Source organism: Gaoshiqia hydrogeniformans (genome assembly GCF_049347105.1).
GTDB classification, from domain to species: Bacteria; Bacteroidota; Bacteroidia; order Bacteroidales; family Prolixibacteraceae; genus Gaoshiqia; species Gaoshiqia hydrogeniformans.
Map to the genome: position 1 here is coordinate 4,255,688 of NZ_CP186334.1, position 25,621 is coordinate 4,281,308.

General features: G+C 44.6%; 26 protein-coding genes. 13 read left to right on the forward strand and 13 right to left on the reverse strand.

Going from position 1 to position 25,621, the window contains the following annotated elements; all coding sequences use genetic code 11:
* Positions 1-2: 2 nt before the first annotated feature.
* The 4 genes from ACOIT5_RS16860 to ACOIT5_RS16875 form a co-directional block, all read right to left on the reverse strand.
* The gene (locus ACOIT5_RS16860; protein WP_423127329.1) at positions 3-995 is read right to left on the reverse strand and encodes a vWA domain-containing protein; all 993 of its coding nucleotides are present in this window, start codon (positions 993-995) and stop codon (positions 3-5) included.
* A 7-nt stretch (positions 996-1,002) separates the two neighbouring features.
* Positions 1,003-1,995 carry a hypothetical protein gene (locus ACOIT5_RS16865; protein WP_423127330.1) on the reverse strand — a complete coding sequence of 331 codons (993 nt, stop codon included), beginning with the start codon at positions 1,993-1,995 and terminating at the stop codon, positions 1,003-1,005.
* 3 nt (positions 1,996-1,998) lie between these two features.
* Complete coding sequence (locus ACOIT5_RS16870) at positions 1,999-2,880, reverse strand: DUF58 domain-containing protein (RefSeq protein ID WP_423127331.1); 882 nt, start codon at positions 2,878-2,880, stop codon at positions 1,999-2,001.
* Positions 2,881-2,995: 115 nt separating this feature from the next.
* A complete protein-coding gene (locus ACOIT5_RS16875; protein WP_432205910.1) occupies positions 2,996-3,991 on the reverse strand; it encodes an AAA family ATPase in 996 nt (331 codons plus the stop codon).
* A 173-nt stretch (positions 3,992-4,164) separates the two neighbouring features.
* Here ACOIT5_RS16875 and truA point away from each other — a divergent pair, with 173 nt between their 5' ends.
* Positions 4,165-4,923, forward strand: a complete 759-nt coding sequence (gene truA, locus ACOIT5_RS16880) for a tRNA pseudouridine(38-40) synthase TruA (protein WP_423127332.1) — start codon at positions 4,165-4,167, stop codon at positions 4,921-4,923.
* Positions 4,924-4,935: 12 nt separating this feature from the next.
* Here truA and ACOIT5_RS16885 read toward each other — a convergent pair whose 3' ends face one another.
* Positions 4,936-5,802 (reverse strand): transglutaminase-like domain-containing protein, encoded by an 867-nt coding sequence (locus ACOIT5_RS16885; RefSeq protein WP_423127333.1) that lies wholly within the window; start codon positions 5,800-5,802, stop codon positions 4,936-4,938.
* A 13-nt stretch (positions 5,803-5,815) separates the two neighbouring features.
* The gene (locus ACOIT5_RS16890) at positions 5,816-6,685 is read right to left on the reverse strand and encodes a nucleoside phosphorylase (protein WP_423127334.1); all 870 of its coding nucleotides are present in this window, start codon (positions 6,683-6,685) and stop codon (positions 5,816-5,818) included.
* Positions 6,686-6,851: 166 nt separating this feature from the next.
* Between ACOIT5_RS16890 and ACOIT5_RS16895 the strand changes: the two genes are divergently transcribed.
* Entirely contained in the window at positions 6,852-7,667 is an 816-nt protein-coding gene (locus ACOIT5_RS16895; RefSeq protein ID WP_423127335.1) for a prohibitin family protein, read from the forward strand.
* 118 nt (positions 7,668-7,785) lie between these two features.
* Positions 7,786-8,280: a PaaI family thioesterase gene (locus ACOIT5_RS16900; protein ID WP_423127336.1), complete on the forward strand. Its 495-nt coding sequence runs from the start codon at positions 7,786-7,788 to the stop codon at positions 8,278-8,280.
* Positions 8,281-8,333: 53 nt separating this feature from the next.
* Here the strand turns inward: ACOIT5_RS16900 and ACOIT5_RS16905 are convergent, their stop codons facing one another.
* Positions 8,334-12,671: a translocation/assembly module TamB domain-containing protein gene (locus ACOIT5_RS16905; RefSeq protein WP_423127337.1), complete on the reverse strand. Its 4,338-nt coding sequence runs from the start codon at positions 12,669-12,671 to the stop codon at positions 8,334-8,336.
* Positions 12,672-12,823: 152 nt separating this feature from the next.
* Between ACOIT5_RS16905 and tsaD the strand changes: the two genes are divergently transcribed.
* Entirely contained in the window at positions 12,824-13,861 is a 1,038-nt protein-coding gene (gene tsaD, locus ACOIT5_RS16910) for a tRNA (adenosine(37)-N6)-threonylcarbamoyltransferase complex transferase subunit TsaD (protein ID WP_423127338.1), read from the forward strand.
* Positions 13,862-14,017: 156 nt separating this feature from the next.
* Positions 14,018-14,989 carry a CobW family GTP-binding protein gene (locus tag ACOIT5_RS16915; RefSeq protein ID WP_423127339.1) on the forward strand — a complete coding sequence of 324 codons (972 nt, stop codon included), beginning with the start codon at positions 14,018-14,020 and terminating at the stop codon, positions 14,987-14,989.
* On the opposite strand, the gene ACOIT5_RS16920 is transcribed toward ACOIT5_RS16915, so the two are convergent.
* From ACOIT5_RS16920 to ACOIT5_RS16930, 3 genes are read right to left on the reverse strand one after another with little or no spacing between them, the layout of a single operon-like run.
* A complete protein-coding gene (locus tag ACOIT5_RS16920) occupies positions 14,986-15,684 on the reverse strand; it encodes an LrgB family protein (RefSeq protein WP_423127340.1) in 699 nt (232 codons plus the stop codon). The two genes, ACOIT5_RS16915 and ACOIT5_RS16920, sit on opposite strands and share 4 nt — an antisense overlap.
* Positions 15,665-16,033, reverse strand: a complete 369-nt coding sequence (locus ACOIT5_RS16925; protein WP_423127341.1) for a CidA/LrgA family protein — start codon at positions 16,031-16,033, stop codon at positions 15,665-15,667. Before ACOIT5_RS16925 ends, ACOIT5_RS16920 begins: the two co-directional genes overlap by 20 nt.
* 42 nt (positions 16,034-16,075) lie before the next feature.
* The gene (locus ACOIT5_RS16930) at positions 16,076-16,669 is read right to left on the reverse strand and encodes an HAD-IA family hydrolase (protein WP_423127342.1); all 594 of its coding nucleotides are present in this window, start codon (positions 16,667-16,669) and stop codon (positions 16,076-16,078) included.
* A 228-nt stretch (positions 16,670-16,897) separates the two neighbouring features.
* Here ACOIT5_RS16930 and rpsF point away from each other — a divergent pair, with 228 nt between their 5' ends.
* From rpsF to rplI, 3 genes are read left to right on the forward strand one after another with little or no spacing between them, the layout of a single operon-like run.
* Positions 16,898-17,251 carry a 30S ribosomal protein S6 gene (rpsF, locus tag ACOIT5_RS16935; RefSeq protein WP_423127343.1) on the forward strand — a complete coding sequence of 118 codons (354 nt, stop codon included), beginning with the start codon at positions 16,898-16,900 and terminating at the stop codon, positions 17,249-17,251.
* Between the two features lie 3 nt (positions 17,252-17,254).
* Entirely contained in the window at positions 17,255-17,524 is a 270-nt protein-coding gene (gene rpsR, locus ACOIT5_RS16940) for a 30S ribosomal protein S18 (RefSeq protein ID WP_282590340.1), read from the forward strand.
* A gap of 15 nt (positions 17,525-17,539) precedes the next feature.
* On the forward strand, positions 17,540-17,986 hold the full coding sequence (rplI, locus tag ACOIT5_RS16945) for a 50S ribosomal protein L9 (RefSeq protein ID WP_423127344.1): 447 nt from the start codon (positions 17,540-17,542) through the stop codon (positions 17,984-17,986).
* A gap of 105 nt (positions 17,987-18,091) precedes the next feature.
* Here rplI and ACOIT5_RS16950 read toward each other — a convergent pair whose 3' ends face one another.
* Together ACOIT5_RS16950 and ACOIT5_RS16955 are read right to left on the reverse strand one after the other, a co-directional pair.
* A complete protein-coding gene (locus tag ACOIT5_RS16950) occupies positions 18,092-18,640 on the reverse strand; it encodes a hypothetical protein (RefSeq protein WP_423127345.1) in 549 nt (182 codons plus the stop codon).
* 191 nt (positions 18,641-18,831) lie between these two features.
* Positions 18,832-19,338, reverse strand: a complete 507-nt coding sequence (locus tag ACOIT5_RS16955; protein WP_423127346.1) for a thioredoxin family protein — start codon at positions 19,336-19,338, stop codon at positions 18,832-18,834.
* A gap of 176 nt (positions 19,339-19,514) precedes the next feature.
* On the opposite strand from ACOIT5_RS16955, the gene ACOIT5_RS16960 reads away from it, so the two are divergent.
* The 3 genes from ACOIT5_RS16960 to dinB all read left to right on the forward strand — a co-directional run bounded on the left by ACOIT5_RS16960 (position 19,515) and on the right by dinB (position 22,743).
* Positions 19,515-20,201 (forward strand): NigD-like protein, encoded by a 687-nt coding sequence (locus ACOIT5_RS16960; RefSeq protein ID WP_423127347.1) that lies wholly within the window; start codon positions 19,515-19,517, stop codon positions 20,199-20,201.
* A gap of 157 nt (positions 20,202-20,358) precedes the next feature.
* Positions 20,359-21,561: an anaerobic sulfatase maturase gene (locus ACOIT5_RS16965; RefSeq protein WP_423127348.1), complete on the forward strand. Its 1,203-nt coding sequence runs from the start codon at positions 20,359-20,361 to the stop codon at positions 21,559-21,561.
* Positions 21,562-21,669: 108 nt separating this feature from the next.
* The gene (dinB, locus tag ACOIT5_RS16970) at positions 21,670-22,743 is read left to right on the forward strand and encodes a DNA polymerase IV (RefSeq protein WP_423127349.1); all 1,074 of its coding nucleotides are present in this window, start codon (positions 21,670-21,672) and stop codon (positions 22,741-22,743) included.
* 18 nt (positions 22,744-22,761) lie between these two features.
* Here dinB and ACOIT5_RS16975 read toward each other — a convergent pair whose 3' ends face one another.
* Positions 22,762-23,790, reverse strand: coding sequence for a LacI family DNA-binding transcriptional regulator (locus ACOIT5_RS16975; protein WP_423127350.1), 1,029 nt, complete (start codon positions 23,788-23,790; stop codon positions 22,762-22,764).
* A 133-nt stretch (positions 23,791-23,923) separates the two neighbouring features.
* Here ACOIT5_RS16975 and kduI point away from each other — a divergent pair, with 133 nt between their 5' ends.
* A complete protein-coding gene (kduI, locus tag ACOIT5_RS16980; protein WP_423127351.1) occupies positions 23,924-24,766 on the forward strand; it encodes a 5-dehydro-4-deoxy-D-glucuronate isomerase in 843 nt (280 codons plus the stop codon).
* Positions 24,767-24,817: 51 nt separating this feature from the next.
* On the forward strand, positions 24,818-25,612 hold the full coding sequence (locus ACOIT5_RS16985; RefSeq protein ID WP_423127352.1) for a gluconate 5-dehydrogenase: 795 nt from the start codon (positions 24,818-24,820) through the stop codon (positions 25,610-25,612).
* Positions 25,613-25,621: the final 9 nt, after the last annotated feature.

The window sequence follows — 25,621 nt, forward strand, 5'->3', positions numbered from 1 at the left end:
ACTTAAGGAATGTTTCGAAACAGGGTTGTTTTTAAGAATAAACCTGCAAGCAGGATTATCCCGGCCAGAATAGCGTATTGTTCGTATTCTTCATCTTTCCGGCTGTACTCTTTGACTTCGATTTTCGATTTTTCGAGCTGGTCGATTTGTTCATAAATCTGTTTCAGCTTGTCGTTATTGGTGGCCCTGAAATAACTGCCGTCGGTAAGATCGGATATTTTCTGCAGGGTTTCTTCGTCAATTTTAACTTCCACGTCGCGAATTTGTGTGCCAAACGGGGTTTGGATCGGGTAGGGGGCTGTACCGATCGTTCCTACGCCAATGGTATAAACCCTGATCCCGAATGTTTTGGCCAGTTCAGCTGCGGTTACCGGTGCAATTTCGCCCCGGTTGTTCTCGCCGTCGGTCAGCAGAATAATGACTTTGCTGATGGCGTCGCTTTCTTTCAGGCGGGCAACCGATGTGGCCAGGCCATTACCAATAGCTGTCCCGTCTTCAATCATACCGCTTTGGATGTCTTTGAACAGGTTGATCAGTACGGCATGGTCGGTGGTCAGCGGACATTGGGTGAAGCTTTCGCCCGAGAAAACGACCAGCCCGATCTTGTCATTAGGCCTTCCCGAAATAAAACGGGTGGCTACTTCTTTTGCCGCTTCGAGCCGGTTGGGTTGAAAGTCGCGGGCAAGCATCGAGCTCGAAATGTCGAGGGCGATCACCATGTCTATCCCTTCAGTGGTCACATTTTGCCAGCTGTTTGACGACTGGGGACGCGCCAGCGCCACGGTAAGCAACGAAATGCCCGCCAGTTGCAGCACAAAAGGCAAATGGCGCAGGTAGTGTTTCCAGGTGGCCGGTATCGCACTAAATCCCATGGTCGTAGAGTACCTGATACTCGCGCCGGCCCGCCGGTACCTGAAAATGTACCAGGCCAGCATGGGGGCCAATACAAACAGCAAGTAAAAAAACTCCGGATTTTTAAATGTTATCCCGTTCATTTCTTCTCTATTTTAAAACAACATCATCGCCTTCCCGTTCATCTTTCTCCTGAATTGTTTTCTTTTCTTCCGCTTTCGTGTCATTTACAAAGAAGTAAGCGTTCATCAGGGTCATATTGTGGTCGTCGGGCAGCGGTTGGTATTTGGCAAATTTTACCAGATCCGATAAACTCAGGATGTCCTTCAGCTCCTTGAAGTTTTTCTCGTTCAGCAAATTTTTCTGAGACATGAATGCCCGGATGGTTTCGTCGGTCGTGTACTCCATCGCCTGAACGCCAAAACGTTCTTCAATGTATATACGCAAGGTATCTGAAATGTCGCTGTAGTATAACTTTACCTGGTTTTGCTGCCACATTTTTTGTTCCTTAATCCGGTCCAGTTCCCGAAGCGCCACAACATGAGCGGGATCTTTGGGCTTTTCGGCCCATCCGAAAACCGGTTTGTTCTTTTTCCGGCGCTCGATGTAGTAGAACAGGAAAAAGATCAGCGCGCCGATCAGGATGGCTCCCAGGATATAAGGCGAAACTTCTTTTAGGGTAACCGGCGCGGTATAAGGCGCTTTGATATCCACCGGTCCTTTGGTGGTATCAATTTCCATTCCGTGTACATAAAATTCGGCCGGCTGGCTTTCAATGATTTGGGCGATGTTCTGGTACTTTAATCCGAACTTTAATGCCGGCACCACATGTTTGCCGGTGTCGAACGAGGTGATGGTCAGATTCTGAATGATCTTGATTTGCTCGCCGGCATCCAGGTGAAATGTGTCCAGCGGCGAACGGGCCACGATTTCAACAGTCTCCGAAAGCGAATCGCCGAACGCCGGGAATTCTACAAGGGCGCTTTTAGGTTGGTCTACTTCAAGGCGCAGGTTAAACTGATCGCCGATCAACACATTTGTCGAATCGATCACGGCCCGTACATGAACCTGCTGGGCCCGGAGCGGATTGAAATGAATTGCCAGAAGGCCGACGAAGATGATTGTATAAATGTATAATTTCATTATTTATGCTTTTAACCCCCGCTTTTTAAACAGGCTCATCAGTGATTTGACATAGTCTTCTTTCGTGTTGATGTTGGCATAATCCACACCGCTTTTTTTGAAGGTATAATCAAGCCTGCTGTTGGTTTCGCGCCACCAGTCCGCATAGGTGTCCCTAACCTTTTTGCTGCCGCTGTCAACCCAAACGTATTTCCCGGTTTCGGCATCTTTTAGTTTGACCAGGCCGATTGGAGGCAGGGTGGTTTCGCGTTCGTCGAAAATCCGCAGGGCCACCACATCGTGTTTGCTGTTGGCAATGGTCAGCGCTTTTTCAAATTCGGTTTCGTTTTGGATGAAGTCTGAAATGATAAAGCAGGTGCTTCGTTTTTTTATGGCATTGGTCATGTAACGAAGGGCGCCGGTGATATTTGTTCCTTTGTCTTCGGGTTCAAAATCAATCAATTCGCGAATGATGCGCAGGATATGAGACTTTCCTTTTTTTGGCGGGATAAATTTTTCGATTTTTTCTGAAAAGAAAATAACGCCAATTTTATCGTTATTCTGGATGGCCGAGAATGAGAGGATGGCCGAAATTTCGGTAATCACATTCTTTTTAAATTTTTCGAACGATCCGAAATCCCGTGATCCGCTGACATCTATCAGGAGCATAACCGTCAGTTCGCGCTCTTCTTCAAAAATTTTGATATACGGTTTGTTGTAACGGGCTGTCACATTCCAGTCGATGCTGCGGACATCGTCTCCGAACTGGTATTCCCGAACCTCGCTGAATGCCATACCCCGTCCTTTAAACGCCGAGTGGTACTCGCCGGCAAAAATATTCCGGCTTAACCCGCGGGTTTTAATCTCAATCTTCCGAACCTTCTTAAGTAATTCCGTATGTTCCATCAAATAAAGGTATTAAAGTTCCAACGTTCAGGTTCCAGGTTCCAGGTTCCAAGTTTCAGGTTTCAGGTTGTCCAAAACTTCTTCTTTTTGATTATGACCTGGAATTTTGGCTTCGTTACGGAACTTCAACTGTATTCAGTATTTCAGTAATTATTTCTTCGGTTGTGACGTTATTGGCTTCTGCTTCGTAGCTCAATCCGATGCGGTGACGCATTACATCCGGACAAACAGCACGAACATCTTCAGGGATGACATAGCCGCGCCGTTTGATGAAGGCAAAGGCTTTTGCTGCCTGGGCCAGGCTGATGCTCGCGCGCGGCGAGGAACCGTAGGAGATCATATCGACATACTTGTGGAGTTTGTAATCGGCCGGTGTCCGGGTGGCAAACACAATGTCGACAATGTATTTGCTGATTTTTTCGTCCAGGTAAACGTCTTTGACCACATCGCGGGCTTTGATGATGTCTTCAGGTTTCAATACCGTTGAGGCCTGGGGAAATTGTTTCAGCAGGTTTTGCTGGATGATGAGCTTTTCTTCTTCTTTGCCGGGATAATTGATGACCACTTTAAGCATAAACCGGTCGACCTGTGCTTCGGGCAGGGGATAGGTGCCTTCCTGCTCGATCGGGTTTTGGGTGGCCATCACCAGGAATGGCTCTTCGAGCTTAAAGGTTTTGTCGCCAATAGTAATTTGCCGTTCCTGCATGGCTTCCAGCAAGGCCGACTGTACTTTTGCCGGGGCGCGGTTAATTTCGTCGGCCAAAACAAAATTGGTAAAGATCGGGCCTTTTTTAACCACAAATTCTTCGTTTTTCTGGCTGTAAATCAAGGTTCCCAGCAAGTCGGCGGGAAGCAGGTCGGGGGTGAACTGAATACGGGCAAAATCGGCGCTGATGGTTTTTGCCAGCGTGTTGATAGCCAATGTTTTTGCCAAACCGGGCACCCCTTCAAGTAAAATATGGCCGCCGGAAAGTAAGCCGATCAATAAGCTTTCTACCAAGTGCTTTTGTCCGACAATTACTTTGTTCATTTCCATACTGATCAAGTCCACGAAAGAACTTTCTTTTTGGATTCGTTCGTTAAGCTCACGAATATCAACTGCTTGGTTCATATTATTCTGATATTATTTTTTTTAATGGTTGACGAAAATAATTCATCTGTGTACAAAAAAGGGTATAACTTTGTTAAAAGTTGTTAAGCCCCAAAACTGATGAAAGAGCTGTAAAAATAATAATTTCAGCCTTTCGGCAAGCTGTTATTTTTTATTTATTTAAAGGATTGATTTTGAAACAACGCTATTTTGTTGAGTTAGCTTATAACGGTACCCGTTTTCATGGTTGGCAGGTACAACCAAATGCCAAAAGCGTACAGGAGGTGTTGGAATTTGCCCTGAGTACCATCTGCCGCGAAGAAATTGCAGTGACCGGAGCCGGCCGTACGGATACCGGGGTGCATGCCGGTTATTATGTTGCACATTTTGATTCGGAAAAAGAAACGCTCGACCATCCGGATTTTGCTTATAAACTGAACCGTTTTTTGAATGCCGACCTGGTAATTTTCCGTTTGACGAAAGTTGGTCCCGAAGCCCATGCCCGCTTCGACGCGGTTTCGCGCACTTATCATTACTTTATCAACCGGCAAAAAGATCCTTTTTCTCAGGAAACCTCCTGGTATTACCTGCGCAAACTGGATGTGGATAAAATGAATGAAGCTTGTGCTGTTTTGTTTGATTATGAAGATTTTACCAGTTTTAGTAAGTTGCATACCGATGTAAAAACCAATTTCTGTAAAATTTACGAAGCTGCATGGAAACAGCAGGGAAGCCGCTTGGTTTTTACGATAAAAGCCGATCGTTTTCTCCGGAATATGGTGAGGGCCATTGTTGGGACGATGGTTGAAATTGGCCAGCATAAACTGACGATTAACGACTTTCGCCGGATTATTGAAGCCAAAGACCGGGGCGCTGCGGGCGCTTCCGCTCCGCCGGAAGGACTTTTTTTGGCCGATATCGCTTATCCGGAACCGGTATTCCGACGGATTTGAGAAGCCGGATGTTTATAATAAACCGGCAATTGAGGTTAAGTCGTCCACCTTATCCTGAAAGCCTTGCGCATCGTAGGCTTCAATTAGGCTTTCGATGAGTTTTTTAATCACAACGCGGTCCTCGCAGGGCTCGTAAAAAATTTCTTCGTTGATCTGTTCATTTTTCTTTAGAAAAAATTCAATCTCTTTTCGTCCGATAATTGCGCCCCGGTTTGACGGATTAATGTAAAACAATACCGGCGACGGATAATCTTCGCCATGCGCTTTTCTGGCGGTTTCAGGATCGACATAGGCCAGGAGCGGATTGCGGGGAAAATCAATAAGCTGCACCGGGAAGCTAAGCTCCCGGGCGACCAAGGTATATAAAATGGCAATGGATACTGCATTCCCTTTTTTGGTTTCGAGTAATTGGTTGAGGTAGCAATTCTGAGGCGATTGCAGGTTGCTCAGGTTGATGGTAAACTTGTTGACATCGTAAAATATGTGATTCAGGATCGTCACTTTCTCAATCGATGTGAGCTTGTTGCTGATCTCGAGCCAAACGTCGCTGCTGATCTTTCTGATCTTGTTTTTGATCGTTTTCAGCTTTAACTCCGGATATTGATACTGACTAATCAGGAAAAATCCCTCGAACAGATCTACCTTTTCCTGTTTGGACCAATTTCTGATTTTCCTGCGGGTATCGGCAAACTGAATTTGCTGGATCAGGTTTTCAATTCGGTTTTGCATTAATTCATCCAGGCTGGTTTCCCATACCTGTTCCAACTGGTCGATGATTTTTATATCTTCCTGTAACAACTCTTTCTCAACCATCCGGTAAACCGCCTGATCCGGGTCGTCCAGCAAAGCGATTAACGCCTGTAATTTTTCTTCTTTCATCCTGCTTGCCTGATTATGATGTTAACCGGTCCAGTATCAATTTGATTAATTTTTTCATTTCTTTATGGTAATCGCCATTGGCATTTTTGCTTAATCGGTTGGCAATAATCAGGCAAACCGTTAAGGCATGATGGCCCAACAGGGCTGCCAACCCGTAAATGGCCGAACATTCCATTTCGTAATTGGTAATTTTATAGTGGCCGTAGCTAAACGATTCAATTTTTTTATTGATTTCAGGATCAATGATTTCCAGTCGCAGAACCCGTCCCTGCGGACCGTAAAATCCCGGGGCTGAAATCGTTACGCCGGCAGTGAATTCACCGTTGGCGATTTTATCATACAAGGTTTTTGAGCAATTGACAACATAGGGCGAAGTTAGAATCGGGTTCCAGTTAACATGGGCTTTGAACCGGTTTTCAAAATCGGCTTCCGAAACCAGGTTCCGGTCGGCGTAAAAATTAAGCAAACCGTCAAACCCGATGGCCTTTTCAGACAGGACAAACGAATTCAGGTCCAGAAAATCCTGTAATCCGCCCGATGTGCCGATACGGATGATGTTCAGCGAGCGCTTCACAGGCTTAATTTCCCGGGTTTTGAAATCGATATTTACCAAAGCGTCCAGTTCGTTCATCACAATATCGATATTGTCGGTACCAATCCCGGTCGAAACAACGGTAATCCGCTGATTGTTATAAACGCCGGTAACAGAAACGAACTCCCTGTTCCGAACTTCGGTTTCAACAACAGAAAAGAAAGCCGAAATCATCTCAACCCGTCCCGGATCGCCAACCAAAAGTACATGATCTGCCAGTTGTTCAGGTTTCAGATGCAGGTGGAAAATACTCCCATCCTGATTAATAATGAGTTCGGAAGGACCTATCATGTCAGATTTTATTTTTGAATATCTCCAAAACTAGCTAAAAAATCGAATCAGACGGCAAGGCTTTGGGGTTTATCGCCGATGGTTTTTACTTTTATTAACCATGAACAGGCTGAAATTAGGCAAAATCCGTTATTTTTACAGAAATCATAATTGAAAACTTACCACGATGAATTCCTTAAAAAAATCTTACCTCATCATTGCCGCAGTTGTATTTGTTGTGCTGATCATTTTTGGAAGCAACATGTTTGTCACGATTCAGCCCGGCGAGCGGGCGATCGTTTTTCGTCCGTTCAGTTCGGGACTGGACAAGGAACACATTTACATTCCAGGTTTTCACATTGTTGCTCCGTGGAATGAAATGATTGTTTACGATGTGAAAGAACAGCAGCGGGAAGAGACCATGGATGTGCTGGATAAAAACGGTTTGTCGTTAAATGTCGACGTATCGGTCAGGTTTAACCCCATGTACAACCAGATCGGTTACCTGCACGAAATATTCGGGAAGCGGTTTATTGAACAACTGATTATTCCCGAAGTCCGTTCATCGGTCCGTCAGGTAGCAGGTCGGTATACTGCCGAAGAAATTTATTCGACGAAACGAAGCGAAGTGGAATCTTCCATTATCAACGAGACGAAAGAGATTCTTGAAGCAAACAATATCGACATGCGTGCCTTGCTGATCCGTTCCATCAACCTGCCTGATCAGATCCGGATTGCTATTGAAAACAAACTGAAACAGGAGCAGGAAGCGCTTGCCTACCAGTTCAGGCTGACCCGGGAAACATCGGAGGCTGAACGTAAACGTATTGAAGCGGAAGGTATTGCTGCATTTAACCGGATTATTAACTCCAGTTTGACGGATAATATTTTGAAACAACGTGGTATTGAAGCTACACTCGATTTGGCCCAATCGCCGAATGCAAAAGTTGTGGTGGTAGGAAGCGGAAAAGACGGACTCCCGCTGATTCTTGGAAATAACTAAACACGTATGAGGCTGTATCAGAAGTCCTTAATCTTTGAGAATCTAGGCTTCCCGTCCGGCAACTTCCGGACAGGATGACTCTGTTAAGGACTTTTGATACAGCCTCTTTTTTTATGGCATGAAAAAAATACTCAATGTGCACCTGAACGACGATCCGGATCAATACCAATGTATTGGATGTTCGCCCCACAACCCGATCGGGATAAAACTGGAATTTTGGGATGAAGGGGAAGGACTTTATGCCGAATGGCTTCCGCGTCGTGAGTTTATGGGCTGGGTTAACGTGTTACACGGAGGGATTCAGGCCACGCTGCTCGACGAGATAGCGGCCTGGGTGGTGTATACCAAATGCCGGACAGCAGGAGTTACGACGGAGATGCAGGTTAAATACACGAATCCGGTTTATACCAACCAGGGAAAAGTTGTCCTGCGTGGCCGCTTGCTGGAACAAAACAAACGGATTGCTACGATCCTGGCTCAATTGTTTAATGCCGAAGGTATCTTGTGCACCGAGGCAAGAATCAACTATTTTATTTACTCCGAAAATGTGGCCCGTAAGAAGTTTCATTATCCGGGTGTTCAGGCGTTTTATGAGCAAACGAGGAATGATTAACAGAAGATATCCGGGAGTTTGAGACAAACTCAGCCGAATCCGGTATCGCTGTATCAACGGGAAGCAGCTGTATTTTTCTTCCGGAACAGGCGGGTGAATTTTGCCCACAGTTCGTCAAAGGTGTCGTAATTTTCGCGGTACACAAGCCCGATTCCCTGCGTATAGGGCGAGGTTTCGTAAATAATATTGGTATTGGAATGATTGTAGGCTTTAAACTGTAATTTCCCGTTGCGGGTGAGTTTTACGTTAATGTCGAAGTCGCCCACAATGTTTGCATTGTTGGCGGCCACGGCCTGCGTACTGTTATTGCCGATGTTGCCGTTTACCGTAACCCGGTCGTTGAAAATCTGTGTGCTCAGGGCCAGTTCAATCTCGTCGTTACTCATCTGGCTGCCCGGGCGGTAATTTACACCGATGTCGAAATCGTTGCTGATTTGAGACAGCCAGTTACTCAGCTGGTTCGAGAATAGTTCGCTGGAGGTTGTCCCCACCAGGTTCGGATTCGATGCTTCGTACGACCCCCGCAGGTATTCCGGCGTATAAAAACGCCCCAGTACCAGCAACGACAGAATCTGCCGGTTCATATCTTCTTCGGTGCTGAAAAATTGCCTGACTTGCTCTTCAATTATTTTTTCTGCCGAAGGGAAGGCAATGTCAAACGCGATGGACGGATTATTCAGATTATCGGTCAGTAGAATTTTACAATTAACCGGGATGCGCATGTTCTGGTCAATGTACTCATTTGTTCCGGCAAATAACTCATTTAATGTGGCCCGTAGCCGATAGATCGCGCTCAGGCTGATATCGGCATTGTAAGGGTCACCGCTCCACCTGATGGACCCTCCCTGTTCGATTTCAAATTTTTTGTTAATCACATTTTGCAGGGTAAACAGGTAGTCTCCTTTTTCCACATGAAAGGTCCCGGACATGTTGATATTAAAATCAGGATCAATTTCGATCTGAAGGTTACCGTTTCCCTGCGACCTGATCATATCGCCGATCTGCGAATTATAGATTAACTGGAACCGGGCGTCGGGACTGATATCGACATCGAAGTTCATCCAGGTTTTTGATCTGCTTTTAGGCAAAATCCGTTCCTTGCCGACAACAGAATCTTTGCTGTTGATAAAGCGGATGAAGTCATACACCTGAGCCTCCTTATCGTAATCGAGCGATATGTTGATGGTAGTGCCATTCATTGTCCGGGCAGAGCCGTTCAGCCAGATTTCCGATCCTTTTCCGGTAATATGCAGCAAACCGTTCGCATATATTTTCCCGTAAAACTGTTCGTTGTGGCGGGAAGTGGTGTTGATGGCCAGAAATCTGGACGACTGAAGCCGGAGGTCGTAGTCCATATTTTCAAAATTATCGTGCCGGATCGATCCGTTGAAGGTGCCTTTGTCTCCTTCGAAATCATAAACTGTAATCTGGTCAAAAACGATGGAGTCGCCCCTGAATTTGACCAGATCGCTGAAATAATAGCTCATTTGCAGATAGTCGAGCGAAAATCCGGCATTGTGCCCGTAAACGTCTCCCCGCATCAGTATTTTATCTGGTTTCCCGTAGATTTTAATTTCGCCGGTTGCATTGCCGTGGATATTGCTAAAACTGTTTTCGAGAACAGGTTGAAGTACGGTTAAGGACAAATTATCGACATTCACCGTAAAGTCGAGACTGTCGCGCGAGGGCATATAACTTCCATAACCATATAAAACCTGCTGGTTGTTGTTGTCAACAATTAATTCCGATTGTAACGATTGCGAAGGCCGGTCCCATTTGCTCAGGATGCTGATGTTGCCAATTTCTCTTTCCCCGTATTTAAAATCTCTGATTTTTAGATCTGACATGATTAGCGCTTTCTCATAAATATCGAAAACACTGGCGGTGCCGCTTAATAAACCCTGGAAATTGAGCTTTTTATCGACAATCAGATTCAGGTTGTTCAGGTTGAACTCGTTTACTTTCAGGTTGATGCGTTCGCTTTTGTCCTTCGAAATGACTCCGTCGAGTGCAAAATACTGTTTATTGTTGGAAATGACGAAGTTGTTTACTTCAATCCGCGACGAGTCAATTTTAATGGCCGAGGGTTGAATGGTCCATAAGGTATCGGCCAGATAGATTTTGGTAGGCAAAACTGACAGGTTGACCTGCGGTTCACCGGCTGTTTCCATCGAGAAATTAGCTTTCGTTTCAATTTCCCCGCTGTAGGTTCGGATATCGTAATTGTTCCAGACCACTTTGGCATGCATATCGTTATTTTTTGCATCGGAGAGGAAAGCCAGATTGTATAGTTTTTGTCCGTTGCTGGTCTGGAACTCTTCGAGCCGGCTTTTTACGCTAAGTTGTTCATCCGAGTGAAGGGATAATGAATATCCTTTAAAAACCATGTCGTTGTATTCAATCAGGGGAACCTCGGTGTAAAGATCGATCTGATGCTTTTTTTCATCAAACCGGCCGAGTATATTGGACGGACTGATATACAGGTTCGGAAAAAGAGTTTGCGTGACGGGGTCGGCGTTTTTGATGTCTACATCAAAACTGAAGTTGTTTAAACCCGGGGTTGCCTGGTATTCAATGCCCGAGGCAGGGAGATAATGGTGAATCAGGTTTTCAAAGCCCTGTTTGATAGTCACAAACGAATACGACCCTTTGATATCCAAATCGATAAAGTCGGACCGGAGCTGCAGATTTCTAACCTGATCGGTAAAGGTCGAAATAATCAGGCTGTTTAATAGAAAGAAATCGTTTTCGTTCGCATACAAACCGTCATCGAACCAGATGGTCCCGTTCAGATTGTCGATGCTGTTCCCGGTAAAGTTGGCCTTCATGTCTAAGGTGAGGTCCGAATTCCGATATTTTTTATCAATATTCAAAGCCACCAGGTTAGCCCGGTTGAGCAAAAGCTCAAAGTCGAAAACCGGTATTTTCGGGTTCAGGTCAACTTTCCCGGCAAAGCGCGCTTTCAGGTTTTTATCGTCAATACTTAAATCTCCTTCAAATTTCTGGTCTTGCAGCTGACCGTCGAGGATGATGTTTTTATATTGGTAAGAATTACAAAATATACTGTCGATTACCCCGTCAATATTGGCCGTGAAGTTTTTTCGGGCCTTTTGATAACGTCCGTTAATTTGTCCGTTAAATGTAATGCCCCCCAACTCTTTCGCATGCAACAACCGGCCTAAACCAAAATTTACCGTTTTTAAATGTCCTTTTATTTCCAGCGAATTGTTGGCCGACGGGTTGAATGACAGGTCGGTGTCGAGTCGCCCGAAGTTGGATCTCATGGAGCCGTAGGCTACAAAATCGCTCCAGAACCCCGAAAAATTTCCCCGGTATTGAATGATACCGGCGTCGTATAAAAAATCGGGGATATCGGGGTATTTTCCTCCGGCTGAATCCGGCAATCTGATTTTGCCGATATCCCTGAAATCGGTCGTCATGTTTTTCAGGTCGAGATACATGTAGGATTCTTCAATGTTCGGGAGTCCGTTGATGTAAAAATCACAACTCAGGCTCGAATAATTACCAAAAGAGATGGCAAGATCCTTGGCTTTCAGGTCTTTCATTGTGCCGTAAATATGGCCCGACAAGTTCATCTCCAAATCCATTCCTTTCAGTGACGGTACAAATTGCGAAAGGTCCCGGAAATCGAGAACCGATTCATTTAACTCCAGGTCAACTTCAGAATAAGTCAGATCTTTCCCTTTTTCGAGGTTGGTCTGGTCGATCGTGAAATTGGCATCTGCGATTTTTGAATTTGGGGTAATCAGCTTTAAATCGTTCAGTTTGATGATATGTTGGTACGAAACGAAGTTGACACTCAATTCATTTAATGTGAATGATTTATTGTCATCAAAGCTAAGTTGATTGATTCGGAAAGATATGGAATCCTGATGCAAATGCAGGTCCGTCAGGTCGAGCTGTATATTATACAAGTCGATCAGATGAACACCTTCTTTCTGGAGATAGGAATACCCCAAACGGGTATCGTTAAAGGTAAAATTCCGGCACGAAATATCCCAGCTTTGCGTTTGATCTTCTTTTTTCGGTTTTCGAAGGGCATCAATCAAGAATTTGTAGTTTGGCAAGTGATCTTCATCCAGCGATACGTACATCCGGGTGTCCAGTAAAGCCAATGACGATAAGCTCACGTTTCTTCGTTTCAGACTGAATTTGTTAATTGAAGCAACCAGTTTATTTACATAGAAAAGCGTATCCGCTTTTTGATCTTCGATGAGCACTTCATTCAGAATAACTTTGTTGAAAAAAGCAATGTCGACCCGCTTAATGCTGATTTTTGCATTTAATTTTTCAGACAGGTGTCCGGTGATCCGGCTGGCAATAAATGTTTGAACGACGCTTGTCTGAAAAGCCAGAAAAAGCGATAACATAAGCGCCGCCAATGTGCCCAGAACCCAGAGTGATATTTTGACTGATTTTTTAATATTTTTGCCTTCCTGTATTTAAGGCAAAATAAACTAAATTCGGTGGATTTCGTTAAGTGTACTTGTGAAATATATTTAAAAATTGCAACGAAAAATTAATGGGACAATTACAGGATATTACAATTTTAGGAATCGAATCTTCCTGCGATGATACATCAGCTTCGGTGATCCGAAACGGATACCTGTTATCGAACATCATTGCCAGCCAAAAGGTCCATGAAGCATATGGCGGCGTTGTGCCCGAACTGGCTTCGAGGGCGCATCAGCAAAACATTGTGCCCGTGGTTGACCAGGCCATGAAGCAGGCAGGCGTGACGCGTGATGAAATCACGGCCGTTGCTTTTACGCGGGGACCGGGATTGCTGGGTTCGTTACTGGTTGGTACCTCCTTTGCCAAGGGATTTGCGTTGGCTTCGGGTATCCCGATGATCGATATTAATCATTTGCAGGGACACGTTCTGGCACACTTTATCCGGGAAAAGGATGTTGAATTCCGGGAACCCAAATTTCCGCATTTGTGCCTCCTGGTGAGCGGTGGAAATTCGCAGATTATCCTCGTAAAGGACTACCTGGAAATGGAGGTGATTGGACAGACCATCGATGATGCTGCCGGCGAGGCCTTTGATAAATGCGCCAAGGTGATGGGCATGCCCTATCCGGGAGGTCCCATGATTGACCGTTTGGCTAAAGAAGGAAATGCAGGTGCTTTTCAGTTTGCCAAGCCCCGTATTGCCGGGCTCGACTACAGTTTTAGCGGATTGAAAACCAGTTTCTTGTATTTTCTGCGCGACCGGTTGCAGGAGAATGAACATTTTATTGAAGAAAATAAACCCGATTTATGCGCCTCGCTGCAAAAAACCATCATCGATATTTTGATGGACAAACTGGTGAAAGCGGCCAAACAAACGGGTATCCGCGAGATAACGGTGGCCGGAGGGGTATCGGCTAATTCGGGACTGCAGAATGCCTTGCGAACCGAAGCGCAAAAGCGCCGGTGGAACCTGTTCATTCCCAAATTTGCCTTTACGATGGACAATGCCGCCATGATTGCCATTACCGGGTACTACAAATACCAAAAACGCGAGTTTATCGGGCAGGATGCGATCCCTTTTGCCCGGATGAATATCAATGAATGAAGTTGGTGGATTAGTCATTGGTCATTAGTCATTAGTCATTGGTGATTGTGGTTTGGAGCTTGGGGCATGGGGCATGGAGACGTTAAAAAGTATCTGAGCATCAATGTACCGGAGTTCCGGAGGGGAAGGCGACTTTTTTATTCAGAATTTATATAGGTGAAAGAACAAGCAAAAATACCTGTTATTTTAGTTACCGGATTCTTAGGGTCGGGAAAGACGACTTTTATCAACGAACTGATTAAAGCACATCCGCATGTGAAGCTGGCCCTGGTTGAAAATGAGTTTGGGATGGCCTCCATCGATGCAGAGCTGATTGTGGGAATGCGTTCTGAGAATATTTTCGATTTAAGTAACGGTTGTATTTGCTGCAGTATTTCGAACGAGTTTTCGCTTACCCTGCTCGATTTGGCTGAAAAAGCAGGCGAAATTGACTATTTGCTGATCGAAACAACCGGAGTTGCTGATTTATCGAATATCATCCGTCCGTTTTATGGCGATGAGGACCTGAAGAAACGTTTTCACCTGCTGGGCAGCATTTGCCTGGTGGATGCCCTGAATGTCGATGAACAGCTAAACGGGCACGAGCAGCACATGCAGGTGATCCTGAGCGATTTGCTGCTGATAAACAAAACGGCCGGACTGGATGAACGACGTTTGGCTGAAATTGAAAGGCGATTAACCGCATTTAATTCTTCGGCAACTATTTTTCGCACTAACTTTTCTCAACTCGAAGGCTTTCATTTGGAGGATTTTGCAGAGAAAAATCAAGTGCGGATGGAGCAAAAACTGATGGCTCCGCGGCTATTTCCGGTAATTGAGTCAAAAAAGTTTACCACCTTCACCCATCAGTTTCCTGGCGAGCTCGACCTGGATCGTTTTCAATACTGGTTTAATTATTTTGTTGCGATCAATCAATTGGAAATTTACCGGGTAAAAGGTGTTTTATTTCCCAAAAACTCACCCGATAAAGTGATTGTACAGGCTGTGGGCGGCGCTGTTTCTTACACCTCCGGGTCGTTGATTTTACCTTCGGAACAGCATTTAAATACCCTGGTGTTTATCGGGAAGGATATCGATCACACACGAATTGCCGTTGAACTGGATCGTTATTTAAACCAAGCGGATTAATACCACTGAAAATACTGGAGCAGAATAACAAATACGACGGTGGTCAATGCGGCAAGCCCAATCGCCAAACTGCTCATAGCTCCCTCAGTTTCTCCCATTTCAATCGCTTTGGTGGTACCCAAAGCATGTGCCGAGGTGCCGAGGCCAATACCCCGGGCAACCGGGTGAACAATACGCAGGAGCCTGTATACAAGCGGAGCAGCCAGGGCGCCCAATATGCCGGTAATAATAATCGACAGGATCACAATGCCTTCGGTGGCGCCAAGTAAATCGCTTAAGCCGATCCCAATAGGCGTGGTCACGCTGTGGGGCAGGAGCGAACGTTCGAGTAGCTCATTCAGTCCCAGCCAGCGGCAAAGCACAATCACCGACACGATCGCCGAAATCACCCCCGAAAGGATGCCGCCCATGATGGAGTATTTATGGGCGATCAGTAATTTTCGTTGACGGTACAGCGGTAAGGCCAAAACCACGGTAACCGGTCCCAGAAAAGCATGGATCACGCTGCCGCCTTTCATGTAATTTTCAAAAGGAATGTCAGTCAGGCTTAAAATGAGGATAATGAGCGCGATGGATAACAACAAGGGGTTGATCCAGTTTCTCCGCGTTCGGTTTCGAAAAAAAGCAATGCCGTAAAAACAGGCAACCGAAAGGAGGATGCCAAACAGATGGGTATCAGTCAGTTTTTCGATCATTTTTGTTTCCCGATTTGATGAGCAATTGGGTAACCAGGCTGGTTACTGTTAAAACAATCAGCGTGGAGAGGATAATAACCGAAATGGTTTCGGCATAGCTGCCTTCAATGGCCTGGTAGGAAACCATAATGCCAACACCGGCCGGAATGAAAAAGAAACCCATGTTGTTCAGAAAAAAATCGGCTGTTTCTGCAATGTGTTCCTCTTTTAATACGCCGGTCAGGAGTAAGGCCAACAGCAAAATCATGCCGGTGATACTCCCGGGGATCGGCAACCGGAGCAGCGAACTTAAGAGCTCACCGCCAAAGTTCAGTCCCAGAATGATCAGCATTTGTTTAAATATTCGCATCCCCTTCAATAATTACTGTACCCTAATCAAGTAAACCATTTTCTAATTTCCGTATGTAAACGGACGGACATCGGTCAGGTACATTCCCGCTGTTTTCGCGGCCTGCATACCCAGGACGCCGTCTTCGAGCACCTGGCAGTTTTGAGGAGCAACGCCAATCAACCCGGCACATTTTAAAAATGTTTCGGGTTCCGGTTTGTGGCTGCTGACATCGTCAGCCGTGACGATGGCATCGAAATAGCGGGTCAGGTTCAGCTTTTCGAGTTGAACCATGGCGCTGCGACGACTGGCGCCTGTTCCAACAGCCAATGGAATTTTACCGTGATACTTGTACACAAGATCAACAACTGGCGGATGAGGTTTTAGCAAATCGGCGCAACTCCAGAATATTTCCTGTTTCATGCGGACCATTTCTTCCGGATTAACCCCTTCAAGCCGGTTGTCGGCGATAATACGTTCGGCGAAACGGATCGTTGGCATGCCCGTCAGTTCGTTAACCATCTTCTCATCAAAGCGGCAATTATAGTGGGCGCAGACTTTGTACCAGGTAGCAATATGTACAGGAAGCGAATCCGACAAGGTTCCGTCCAGGTCGAATATCAGCGCTTCCGCATCGGGATGTTTATCCAATGTCATTTTGTAGATTTTGTGCTGCAAAAGTAGCAAACAATTGGATTTGGAGGCAGTTCGCCATCATCCATTGGATCAAACAGGCAAATTCTTAAAATTGACTTAGGATTAACCATTCAGGCCCCAGGCGGCGAAAAAGCAATAAAACACTTTGCACAGAAATAAAATATTCCTAATTTTGCGCGACCTAAAATATAGGTGTAAATTTTTAATGTTTAATAAATTAGATGTTTTATGAAAAACCAGTATGAAACCGTTTTCATTGCAACTCCCGTTTTATCTGAAGCCCAGATAAAGGAAGCGGTAAGTAAATTCAGAGACATCATCACCGGGAACGGTGGCGAAATTGTCAATGAAGAGGACTGGGGATTGCGTAAATTGGCTTATCCCATTCAGAAAAAAAGCACCGGGTTTTATCATTTGTTTGAGTTCAAAGCTGAACCTGAATTCATCCAGACGTTAGAAATCCAGTATCGTCGTGACGAACGCATTATTCGTTTTCTGACTTTCAAGTTAGACAAATATGCGGTCGAATACAGTGAGAAAAGAAAAAATAATTTGAAAGCTAAAACTGAAAAGGAGAACTAAGCTATGGCAAGTAATCAAGGTGAAATCAGATACCTGACCCCCCCGTCGGTTGAAATCAAAAAGAAAAAGTACTGCCGCTTTAAAAAGAACAAGATTAAGTTCGTGGATTACAAAGATCCGGAATTCCTGAAAAAATTCCTGAACGAACAAGGTCGTATTCTTCCGCGTCGGATCACCGGTACTTCACTGAAGTATCAGCGTAAAGTGGCTAAAGCTGTTAAAAGAGCCCGTCATTTGGCCTTGCTGCCCTTCGTGACAGATATGTTGAAATAAGTAAAAGAAAAGAAAATGGAAATTATTTTATTGCAAGATATTCAAAATTTGGGGAGCAAAGATGACATCGTCAAAGTAAAAGATGGTTACGGACGTAACTTTCTGATTCCTCAAAAGATGGCTATTGTGGCCAATTCGTCTACCAAAAAAGTACTGGCTGAAAATATCAGACAACGTGCTCATAAAGAAGCGAAACTGAAAGATGCAGCTTTGGCGCTTGCCTCAAAATTGGAAGGCCAGGGTGTTGTGATTGGTGCAAAAACCAGTTCTTCAGGTAAAATTTTTGGTTCTGTTAATACCATCCAGTTAGCTGAAGCGATAGGTAAACTTGGTTTCGAAATTGACCGGAAACAAATCCGTATTGCAGAAGACAGTATTAAGGCTGTTGGTAAATACACCGCCAAAATTAAACTTCACAGAGAAGTAATTGTTGACTTCGATTTCGAAGTAGTTTCAGAGTAATTTTAAGTTCACACACACACAGATTCAAACGTTTTTTCAAACAAATAAAAAGCCGTCAGCTTCACACACTGACGGCTTTTCTTATTACTGGTTGATGACTGAAATTTAATCTGCTTCAATGATCTTTTTTACATCGGAGTGAAACCGGAGTAATTCATTTTTATAGACCTGAAAATATTGGTCAAGCGACTCCATCATCCGGTTTATAAAGGCGGCAAGTTCATTCTCATCGTCAACTTTGGTAAGCTGGTCCAAGAATTCCCAGCGTTTGTGTTCGAACCAGTTTTCATCCTTCAGGATCCGTCGTTTCCCGTATTTTAGGTAATAATACAAATAAACATCCAGGGAATGCCTGACGGTTTTTTCTTCCATCAGTTTTCGTAATCCCCCGGAATAGGCCCGCAGCACAAACCAGTACCGGTTCAGGTCGTCGGCGTATTCGACCAAAAATTTGAGGTTATTTAACTTGATGTAAAAATTATGCAATTGGCTGCTGTCGATATATTGCTGCAACTCATCCAGAATTTCAGGTACATAAATCAGGAACTCGTTAATGAAAATATTCTTTCCCCTTAACGGAGTTTCATCTTTTTTATTTACAGCTTTAAATAAAGACTTGTTGTAATGCCGTACAAAACTTTCTGCCGCAGCCATATTCTTTCGGTTGTGAACATGCAATTTAAACCAACCCGGAATATTTTTCAATAAGGATTATCCCGTATTTATTAAACCGGTTGTTTTGCTTATCGTTCGGGGTGTTCTGACTATCAAACCCAATATTTTGCACGGCGGGCTCGTAAAAATCATCCATAAAACGGCTGATTTTTCGGATCTTCCGGCTCCTGTTACTTCTTGCTTAGCAGAAATTTATTGATGTTTTCGATAAACATGGCTTTCGTTTCTTCTTTGGTGCGCGCGATGCCGGATGTCATTACCGGTTTCCCGTCAGCCGGAATATACAAAAAGGCCGGGATGCTTTGAATGCCAAATACGCCGGCGAGTTCGCGTTCTTTTTGCGTGTCAATTTTGTAGATTTTTACTTTGCCTGCAAATTCGTGCGAAATTTCCTCCAAAATCGGAGAAGCCGTACGACAAGGGCCACACCAGTCGGCATAAAAATCGATTATTGCCGGTTCCTTGCCGAGAAATTTCCATTCATTGGGCGATTCATTGTAATTCCACACTTCTTTCAAAAATTGATCTTTCGTAATTAAAATGGTCCCGCCTTTTTCGTTTGTATTTTGCGAAACTGTTGTCGTTTGACCAGGATCAGGACTTGCTTGTCCGTTTCCGGCTACACATGCCTGAAAACTGAAGGCTGCGAGCGTAAGAACAAATAGTAGCTTTTTCATAATTGTATCTCAATGATTTTATTACTTTTTACTTCATTCCTATTACATTGTAAAAATATAAATATATAGATATATTTAAAAATAAATACCAATTGTTGTGCCATTTTTTTTGCATCAATAACGCAACCATTTTTGTCAAATCCGAATCTTTGGTATAAACACTAAAAAGAAGGACTATGAAACAGTTTTTAAGATTTGGCTTGATCGGTCTGATTGCCATTAGTTTATTTAGCTGCGATCTGGATGATGATGACCATTATTCGCTTGGGAAATTCTGGATTGGTTTTGGCTTGATTGAACCTGAAGACAATGACGGGACAAGTTTTACCATAAAAATGGATAATGGTTCTGAGCTTTTTCCTGTAAACTGGAGCCATGTTCATGATTGGGAGGATTATGACCGTGTTCTGGTTAATTATACCATTTTAGGCGACAAGCTGGTAAATGATGAAGTTAAGCAGTACTACGTAAAAGTCAACTCGTTGAAGGACATCTTGTACAAGGGGATACTGGATATAACACCAGCCATAGAAGACAGTATCGGTAACGATCCGATTAAGGTTGAAGATGTTTGGAAAACGAACCACATGCTGACTTTCGAACTTGTTTTTTACGGAAATGTAAAGACCCATTTTATCAATCTGGTAAAAGAACCGGGTGAGCTGACGGGCGATGATCAGCCGATAGCGCTCGAGTTAAGGCACAACGACAACGGTGACGACCCGCGGTACCGGATGACGGCATTTGTGACATTCGATATGTCTGCTATTCAAATTGAAGGGCAGGATACAGCGGCTTATGTTATTACCTGCAAAGATTACAACAATCAAACATTTACTTACGAGGGGGTTTATCGTTATTAACTGGGGTCATCATCACTTAAGAATAAAGCGCCTGTTCCAGCCCGGAGAGCAGGCGCTTTTTAGTTACCTGACTTTTTCAGGTATATATCCGGTCGTTGTTTGAGGCTTTCGATCGTTTTAGTATGTTTGTGATTCATTATCAGTTGAACATTCGGAGATGGTAAAGAAAATAAAACCCCTTAATTCGGTCTTGATCAAGCCTTCAGGGCCCGATTGCAATTTAAATTGTACCTATTGTTTTTACCTTGAGAAGTCGGCCCTGTTCGACCAGACAAGAACACACCGGATGAGCGCCGAAGTGCAGGAAGAAACCATCAGGCAGGTGATGCAGCAATCGGGCGAAAGCGTTTCGCTGGCCTGGCAGGGTGGCGAACCCACCTTGATGGGACTGGAATTTTATCAACGGGCCGTTGAACTGGAAATGAAGTACGGTCATGGTCAGATGGTAGGAAATGGATTGCAAACCAATGGGCTTTTGCTGAACCGCGACTGGGCCAAATTTCTGAAAAAATACGATTGGCTGGTAGGCCTCTCGCTTGACGGGCCGAAGTTTATTCATGATCATTACCGCTTTGACCACGGAGGTAAAGGAACACACCAACGCGTGGAAGACCATGCAAAAATGTTACTGGACGAAGGAGTGGCTGCCAATGCCATGTGCTGTGTGACCAGTCATTCCGTGAAACATCCCGAAGAGTTGTATCATTACTACAAGGAGCTGGGATTAACCTTTATGCAGTTTATCCCGATTGTGGAAACTGATAAAAATAACCCCGCGAAAGCAGCTGATTTTTCGGTTTCGGCCGAGGATTACGGTCGGTTTCTGAATAAATTGTTCGACTTGTGGCTGGCCGATTTCAAAGATGGACAGCCTACCACCTCAATCCGTCACTTCGAGTCGGTTTTTTATACCTATGTTGGTTTGGAAGCGCCCGAATGTACCTTGATGAAAGAATGTGGCCCTTACGTGGTAATCGAACACAACGGTAACGTATACAGCTGCGATTTTTTTGTGGAACCTAAGTGGAAGTTGGGTAATATCATGCACGACCGGATCATCAATATGCTGAACTCTAAAAAGCAGTCTGTGTTCGGTCAGGCCAAAGCATTGCTGCCCCGCGAATGCCGCCAATGTTCGTGGCTGACCAAATGTTACGGCGGTTGCACGAAAGACCGGATAAAAGATCCGCGTGACAACCGGAAACCGCGTTTTTGCACCACCTATAAAATGTTTTTCAAACACGCTGATCCGGTGTTGTCTGATCTGGCGGTGCAATGGCAGCAGCAACAGCACGATTTGCGGGATGCTCAGCAAAACCGGGGGAATTACAATGCTTTTTCCGATTTCATGAAAAAATAATGCGGATGATAGCACCGGGGATGTCTGATCCGCTGTTTCAGCGTTTGGACACAGCGGTCAATACGGACTGAAGAACGAAGCGATTCGGTGTTGGAGGGCCAGCGAAAAATGGATACACCCGTACGAAAAATTATACATGTCGACATGGATGCTTTTTATGCTTCCGTTGAGCAACGCGACAACCCTTCGTTGAGAGGAAAACCGGTTGTTGTCGGAGGCGATCATGTGCGGGGAGTTATCGCGGCAGCCAGTTACGAGGCCCGAAAATTTGGCGTCCGATCGGCAATGTCGTCCATTCTGGCCAGGCGAAAATGTCCAAACCTTATTTTTGTGAAAGGCAATTTTGAAAAGTATAAAACCGTAAGCCGGCAAATTCGCGATATTTTTTACGAGTACACCGATTTGGTTGAACCGTTATCGCTGGACGAAGCGTTTCTGGACGTAACGATGGCCAAAAAGGGAAAGCCTTCGGCTACGCTTATCGCCAAAGAAATAAAAAAAAGGATTAAGGAAGCAACCGGTCTGACGGCTTCCGCCGGTGTTTCGTATTGTAAATTTCTGGCGAAGGTGGCTTCCGATATCAATAAACCGGACGGGTTATTTGTCATCACTCCCGATCAGGCCGAAGCTTTTCTGGAGAAGCTGGATATTCATAAATTTTTTGGAATTGGCAGGGTAACAGCCGGGAAACTGAATAAACAAGGAATTTATACCGGGGCCGACCTCAAAAGAATGGATCAGGCCGATTTGTTACGTCAATTTGGGAAATCGGGTAGTTATTATTATCAGATCGTTCGCGGAATTGATCTGCGTCCGGTTGTGCCCAGCCGGGAGCGAAAGTCGCTTGGCGCAGAGAATACCTTTAGTGCCGATTATTTTAGCCTGGACGATCTGAGCGGGCGGATGCAGGAAGTTGAAGACGAATTGTGGCGTCGTTTGTCAAAGTCGAGGAGTTGGGGCCGAACACTGACATTAAAGATAAAATTTGCTGATTTTGAGCAAATTACCCGTAGTAAAACACTCCCTGGACTGATTGAAACACAGGATGTCCTTCATCGTGTTGGTCTGGAATTGCTGAAAAATGAAGCGCCTTTTGTGAAAGGAGTGCGACTACTCGGCCTCACGGTTTCCAATTTTCCGCATAGCGAAAAGGGACCTGTTCAACTGACTCTTGATTTTTAAGAAGGCAAACTGAATTGTTTAGCTTTTTCGTAATGATGACTCCCTGACAACCAGTTCGGTAGGCATGATAATCGTTTGGTACCTTTTTGATTTGTTTTTGGCGTCGATTTCCTCAATCAGTAATTCTGCAGCTTTAACGCCCATTTCAAATGCCGGTTGTTTCAGCGTGGAAATGGACGGAGTAACCACCTCGGAAAAGGGTTCATTGCTGAACCCAATGATTCCGAATTCTTCCGGTATGTTCATTCCGTTTTTTTTCAGATAAACAATCATACTCAGGGCAGAGGTGTCGTTTCCGCAAAAAACGGCATCGGGCGGGTGGGGAAGAGCCAGTAGTTGTTTAATGGCTTCCTGTCCATCCATCCGGGTCAACCGGTTGCAGATAATCAGCTCTTCAATAACCGGAAGATTGTTCTTTTTCAGCGCCGAAATATAACCTTCCATCCGGTCGCGGTAGGTATTTAACACGGTAGGACCGGCTAAATGGGCGATCCGTTGATAGCCCTGCTCAATCAGGTGTTGTGTGGCTGTAAAACCAACCGAAAAATCATCCACTACAATTTTATGGGCATCAAGTCCCGGCACAACCCGGTCGAAAAATACCAGCGGAATATTCTTGTTGGTAAATAGTTGAAAATGATCAAATTCATTGGTTTGCATGCTTAGCGAAGCAATCAATCCGTCCACCCGGTTCGAGAAAAGAGAATGTACAATTTTTTTTTCTTTTTCCAACAGGTCGTTTGATTGCGAGATGATTACATTGTAACCTTTTGCAAACGCAACATCTTCAACTCCGGTAATAAATGTAGAAAAGAAATGACGATTGATCAGTGGAACAACAATGCCAATGGTGTTGGTTTTCCGGTTTCTCAGGTTCGATGCGATGGTATTGGGTTGATAACCCATTTGCAGCGCAAGCGTTTTGATTTTATCTTTCGTGGCCTGGCTGATTCGCGGATTATCGTTTAAAGCCCGGGATACGGTGGATGCTGAAATTTTTAATTCGCGGGCAATATCGTGTATGGTGATTGATGTTTTGTTGTCCATTCCTTGTGAAAATATGTGCAAATATGACAATAAATTTTGATTTTCTGCTAAATTATAAATTTATGCGCAATCGATTGCATTTATTTGTTTTTAATTCTATATTTGCATAACAGATCAATAAAATAATAAAACTATGGCAATCATTTTTGAAGAACGTTTTGCTTACAATCCGGAAGATTTTAAGCAATATGATACGCAACGGATCAGGAAAGAATTTTTAGTTGAAAAGTTGATGGAAGAAGGAAATATCCATCTGGTCTATTCACATATTGAACGATATATTGTTGGCGGGGCCGTGCCGGCGTCAGCTCCGCTGAAACTTGAAGCTGTTGATGCGCTGAAAGCTGAATATTTTTGTCAACGGCGCGAGGTGGGTATCATCAACGTGGGGGGAAAAGGTTCGGTTACGGTTGACGGAACAGCGTATGTGCTTGACTTTAAAGATGCCCTGTACATTGGCCGGGGCAAAAAAGAAATCATTTTCACTTCGGCTGATGCTTCAAAGCCAGCCCGTTTTTACCTGAATTCTGCTCCGGCCCACAAAGAACTTCCGGTAAAACAAGTAACCCTGAAAGATGCCAACGTGTTGCACATGGGATCGCTTGAAACTTCGAATGAGCGAAACATCAATCAGTTGTTGATTAATACGGTTGTCGAAACCTGTCAGCTGCAAATGGGGATGACTGAACTAAAACCGGGGAGCGTTTGGAATACCATGCCCGCTCATACGCACAGCCGCCGGAACGAGGTGTATTTCTATTTCAATATTCCCGAAGGCCAGGCGGTTTGTCATTTTATGGGACAACCAACCGAGACCCGCCATATTTGGATGGCGAATGAACAGGCAGTTATTTCTCCAAGCTGGTCAATTCACTCAGCTGCCGGAACCAGCAATTATATTTTTATTTGGGGAATGGCCGGCGAAAACCTCGATTACACCGATATGGATATCATCAAACCATTTGAATTGAGGTAAAAACCGCTTCGGCGAGTTTGATTGGACTGGATAAAATTTAAAAATACGTATATGAATGAATTGTTTGATTTGACAGGAAAAGTGGCCCTGATTACCGGCGGTACACACGGAATTGGTATGGCAATCGGTAAAGTATTGGGCAAAGCAGGCGCTAAAATTTGCGTGAATGACCTGTCAGGCGACAAACTGCAAGCCTGTCGCGATGAATATAAAAAAGAAGGCATCGATGTGTTTGCGTTAAAATTTGATGTCACGGATGAAGCGGATGTCGACCGCGGTATTTCTGAAATTGAGAAGGAAGTGGGAACCATCGATATTTTGGTCAACAATGCCGGTATCATCAAACGCATCCCGATTCTGGAAATGCCGATCAGCGATTTTAAACAAGTGATTGATGTTGATTTGGTTGCTCCTTTGATTGTCTCCAAGCGTGTTGCCCCGGGAATGATTGCAAAACGTTCCGGTAAAATTATTAACATGTGTTCGATGATGAGCATTTACGGCCGTAACTCCGTCTCAGCCTACGCTTCGGCTAAAGGCGGACTCAAGTTGCTGACTGCCAATATGTGTTGCGAATGGGCCAAATATAACCTGCAAATCAATGGAATCGGCCCGGGATACATTGCTACGTCACAAACTGCGCCGATCCGTGAGAACGGCCATCCGTTCAACGACCTGGTGATGACCCGCACCCCTGCCGGGCGTTGGGGCGAGGCCGAAGACGTGGGTAACGCCGCTTTGTTTTTAGCATCAAAAGCCAGCGATTTTGTTAACGGACATATTTTGTTTGTTGACGGAGGGATCCTGGCGAACTTTGGCTATGTGAAGGGTGAAAACGATCTTTAATAACTCAGC

Bases quoted from the DNA above. Each gene is read 5' to 3' on its own strand.
- ACOIT5_RS16860 (WP_423127329.1), bottom strand. From the start codon at position 995: ATGAACGGGATAACATTTAAAAATCCGGAGTTTTTTTACTTGCTGTTT.
- ACOIT5_RS16865 (WP_423127330.1), bottom strand. From the start codon at position 1,995: ATGAAATTATACATTTATACAATCATCTTCGTCGGCCTTCTGGCAATT.
- ACOIT5_RS16870 (WP_423127331.1), bottom strand. From the start codon at position 2,880: ATGGAACATACGGAATTACTTAAGAAGGTTCGGAAGATTGAGATTAAA.
- ACOIT5_RS16875 (WP_432205910.1), bottom strand. From the start codon at position 3,991: ATGAACCAAGCAGTTGATATTCGTGAGCTTAACGAACGAATCCAAAAA.
- ACOIT5_RS16885 (WP_423127333.1), bottom strand. From the start codon at position 5,802: ATGAAAGAAGAAAAATTACAGGCGTTAATCGCTTTGCTGGACGACCCG.
- ACOIT5_RS16890 (WP_423127334.1), bottom strand. From the start codon at position 6,685: ATGATAGGTCCTTCCGAACTCATTATTAATCAGGATGGGAGTATTTTC.
- ACOIT5_RS16895 (WP_423127335.1), top strand. From the start codon at position 6,852: ATGAATTCCTTAAAAAAATCTTACCTCATCATTGCCGCAGTTGTATTT.
- ACOIT5_RS16900 (WP_423127336.1), top strand. From the start codon at position 7,786: ATGAAAAAAATACTCAATGTGCACCTGAACGACGATCCGGATCAATAC.
- ACOIT5_RS16905 (WP_423127337.1), bottom strand. From the start codon at position 12,671: ATGTTATCGCTTTTTCTGGCTTTTCAGACAAGCGTCGTTCAAACATTT.
- tsaD (WP_423127338.1), top strand. From the start codon at position 12,824: ATGGGACAATTACAGGATATTACAATTTTAGGAATCGAATCTTCCTGC.
- ACOIT5_RS16920 (WP_423127340.1), bottom strand. From the start codon at position 15,684: ATGATCGAAAAACTGACTGATACCCATCTGTTTGGCATCCTCCTTTCG.
- ACOIT5_RS16925 (WP_423127341.1), bottom strand. From the start codon at position 16,033: ATGCGAATATTTAAACAAATGCTGATCATTCTGGGACTGAACTTTGGC.
- ACOIT5_RS16930 (WP_423127342.1), bottom strand. From the start codon at position 16,669: ATGACATTGGATAAACATCCCGATGCGGAAGCGCTGATATTCGACCTG.
- rpsF (WP_423127343.1), top strand. From the start codon at position 16,898: ATGAAAAACCAGTATGAAACCGTTTTCATTGCAACTCCCGTTTTATCT.
- rpsR (WP_282590340.1), top strand. From the start codon at position 17,255: ATGGCAAGTAATCAAGGTGAAATCAGATACCTGACCCCCCCGTCGGTT.
- rplI (WP_423127344.1), top strand. From the start codon at position 17,540: ATGGAAATTATTTTATTGCAAGATATTCAAAATTTGGGGAGCAAAGAT.
- ACOIT5_RS16950 (WP_423127345.1), bottom strand. From the start codon at position 18,640: ATGGCTGCGGCAGAAAGTTTTGTACGGCATTACAACAAGTCTTTATTT.
- ACOIT5_RS16955 (WP_423127346.1), bottom strand. From the start codon at position 19,338: ATGAAAAAGCTACTATTTGTTCTTACGCTCGCAGCCTTCAGTTTTCAG.
- ACOIT5_RS16960 (WP_423127347.1), top strand. From the start codon at position 19,515: ATGAAACAGTTTTTAAGATTTGGCTTGATCGGTCTGATTGCCATTAGT.
- ACOIT5_RS16965 (WP_423127348.1), top strand. From the start codon at position 20,359: ATGGTAAAGAAAATAAAACCCCTTAATTCGGTCTTGATCAAGCCTTCA.
- dinB (WP_423127349.1), top strand. From the start codon at position 21,670: ATGGATACACCCGTACGAAAAATTATACATGTCGACATGGATGCTTTT.
- ACOIT5_RS16975 (WP_423127350.1), bottom strand. From the start codon at position 23,790: ATGGACAACAAAACATCAATCACCATACACGATATTGCCCGCGAATTA.
- kduI (WP_423127351.1), top strand. From the start codon at position 23,924: ATGGCAATCATTTTTGAAGAACGTTTTGCTTACAATCCGGAAGATTTT.
- ACOIT5_RS16985 (WP_423127352.1), top strand. From the start codon at position 24,818: ATGAATGAATTGTTTGATTTGACAGGAAAAGTGGCCCTGATTACCGGC.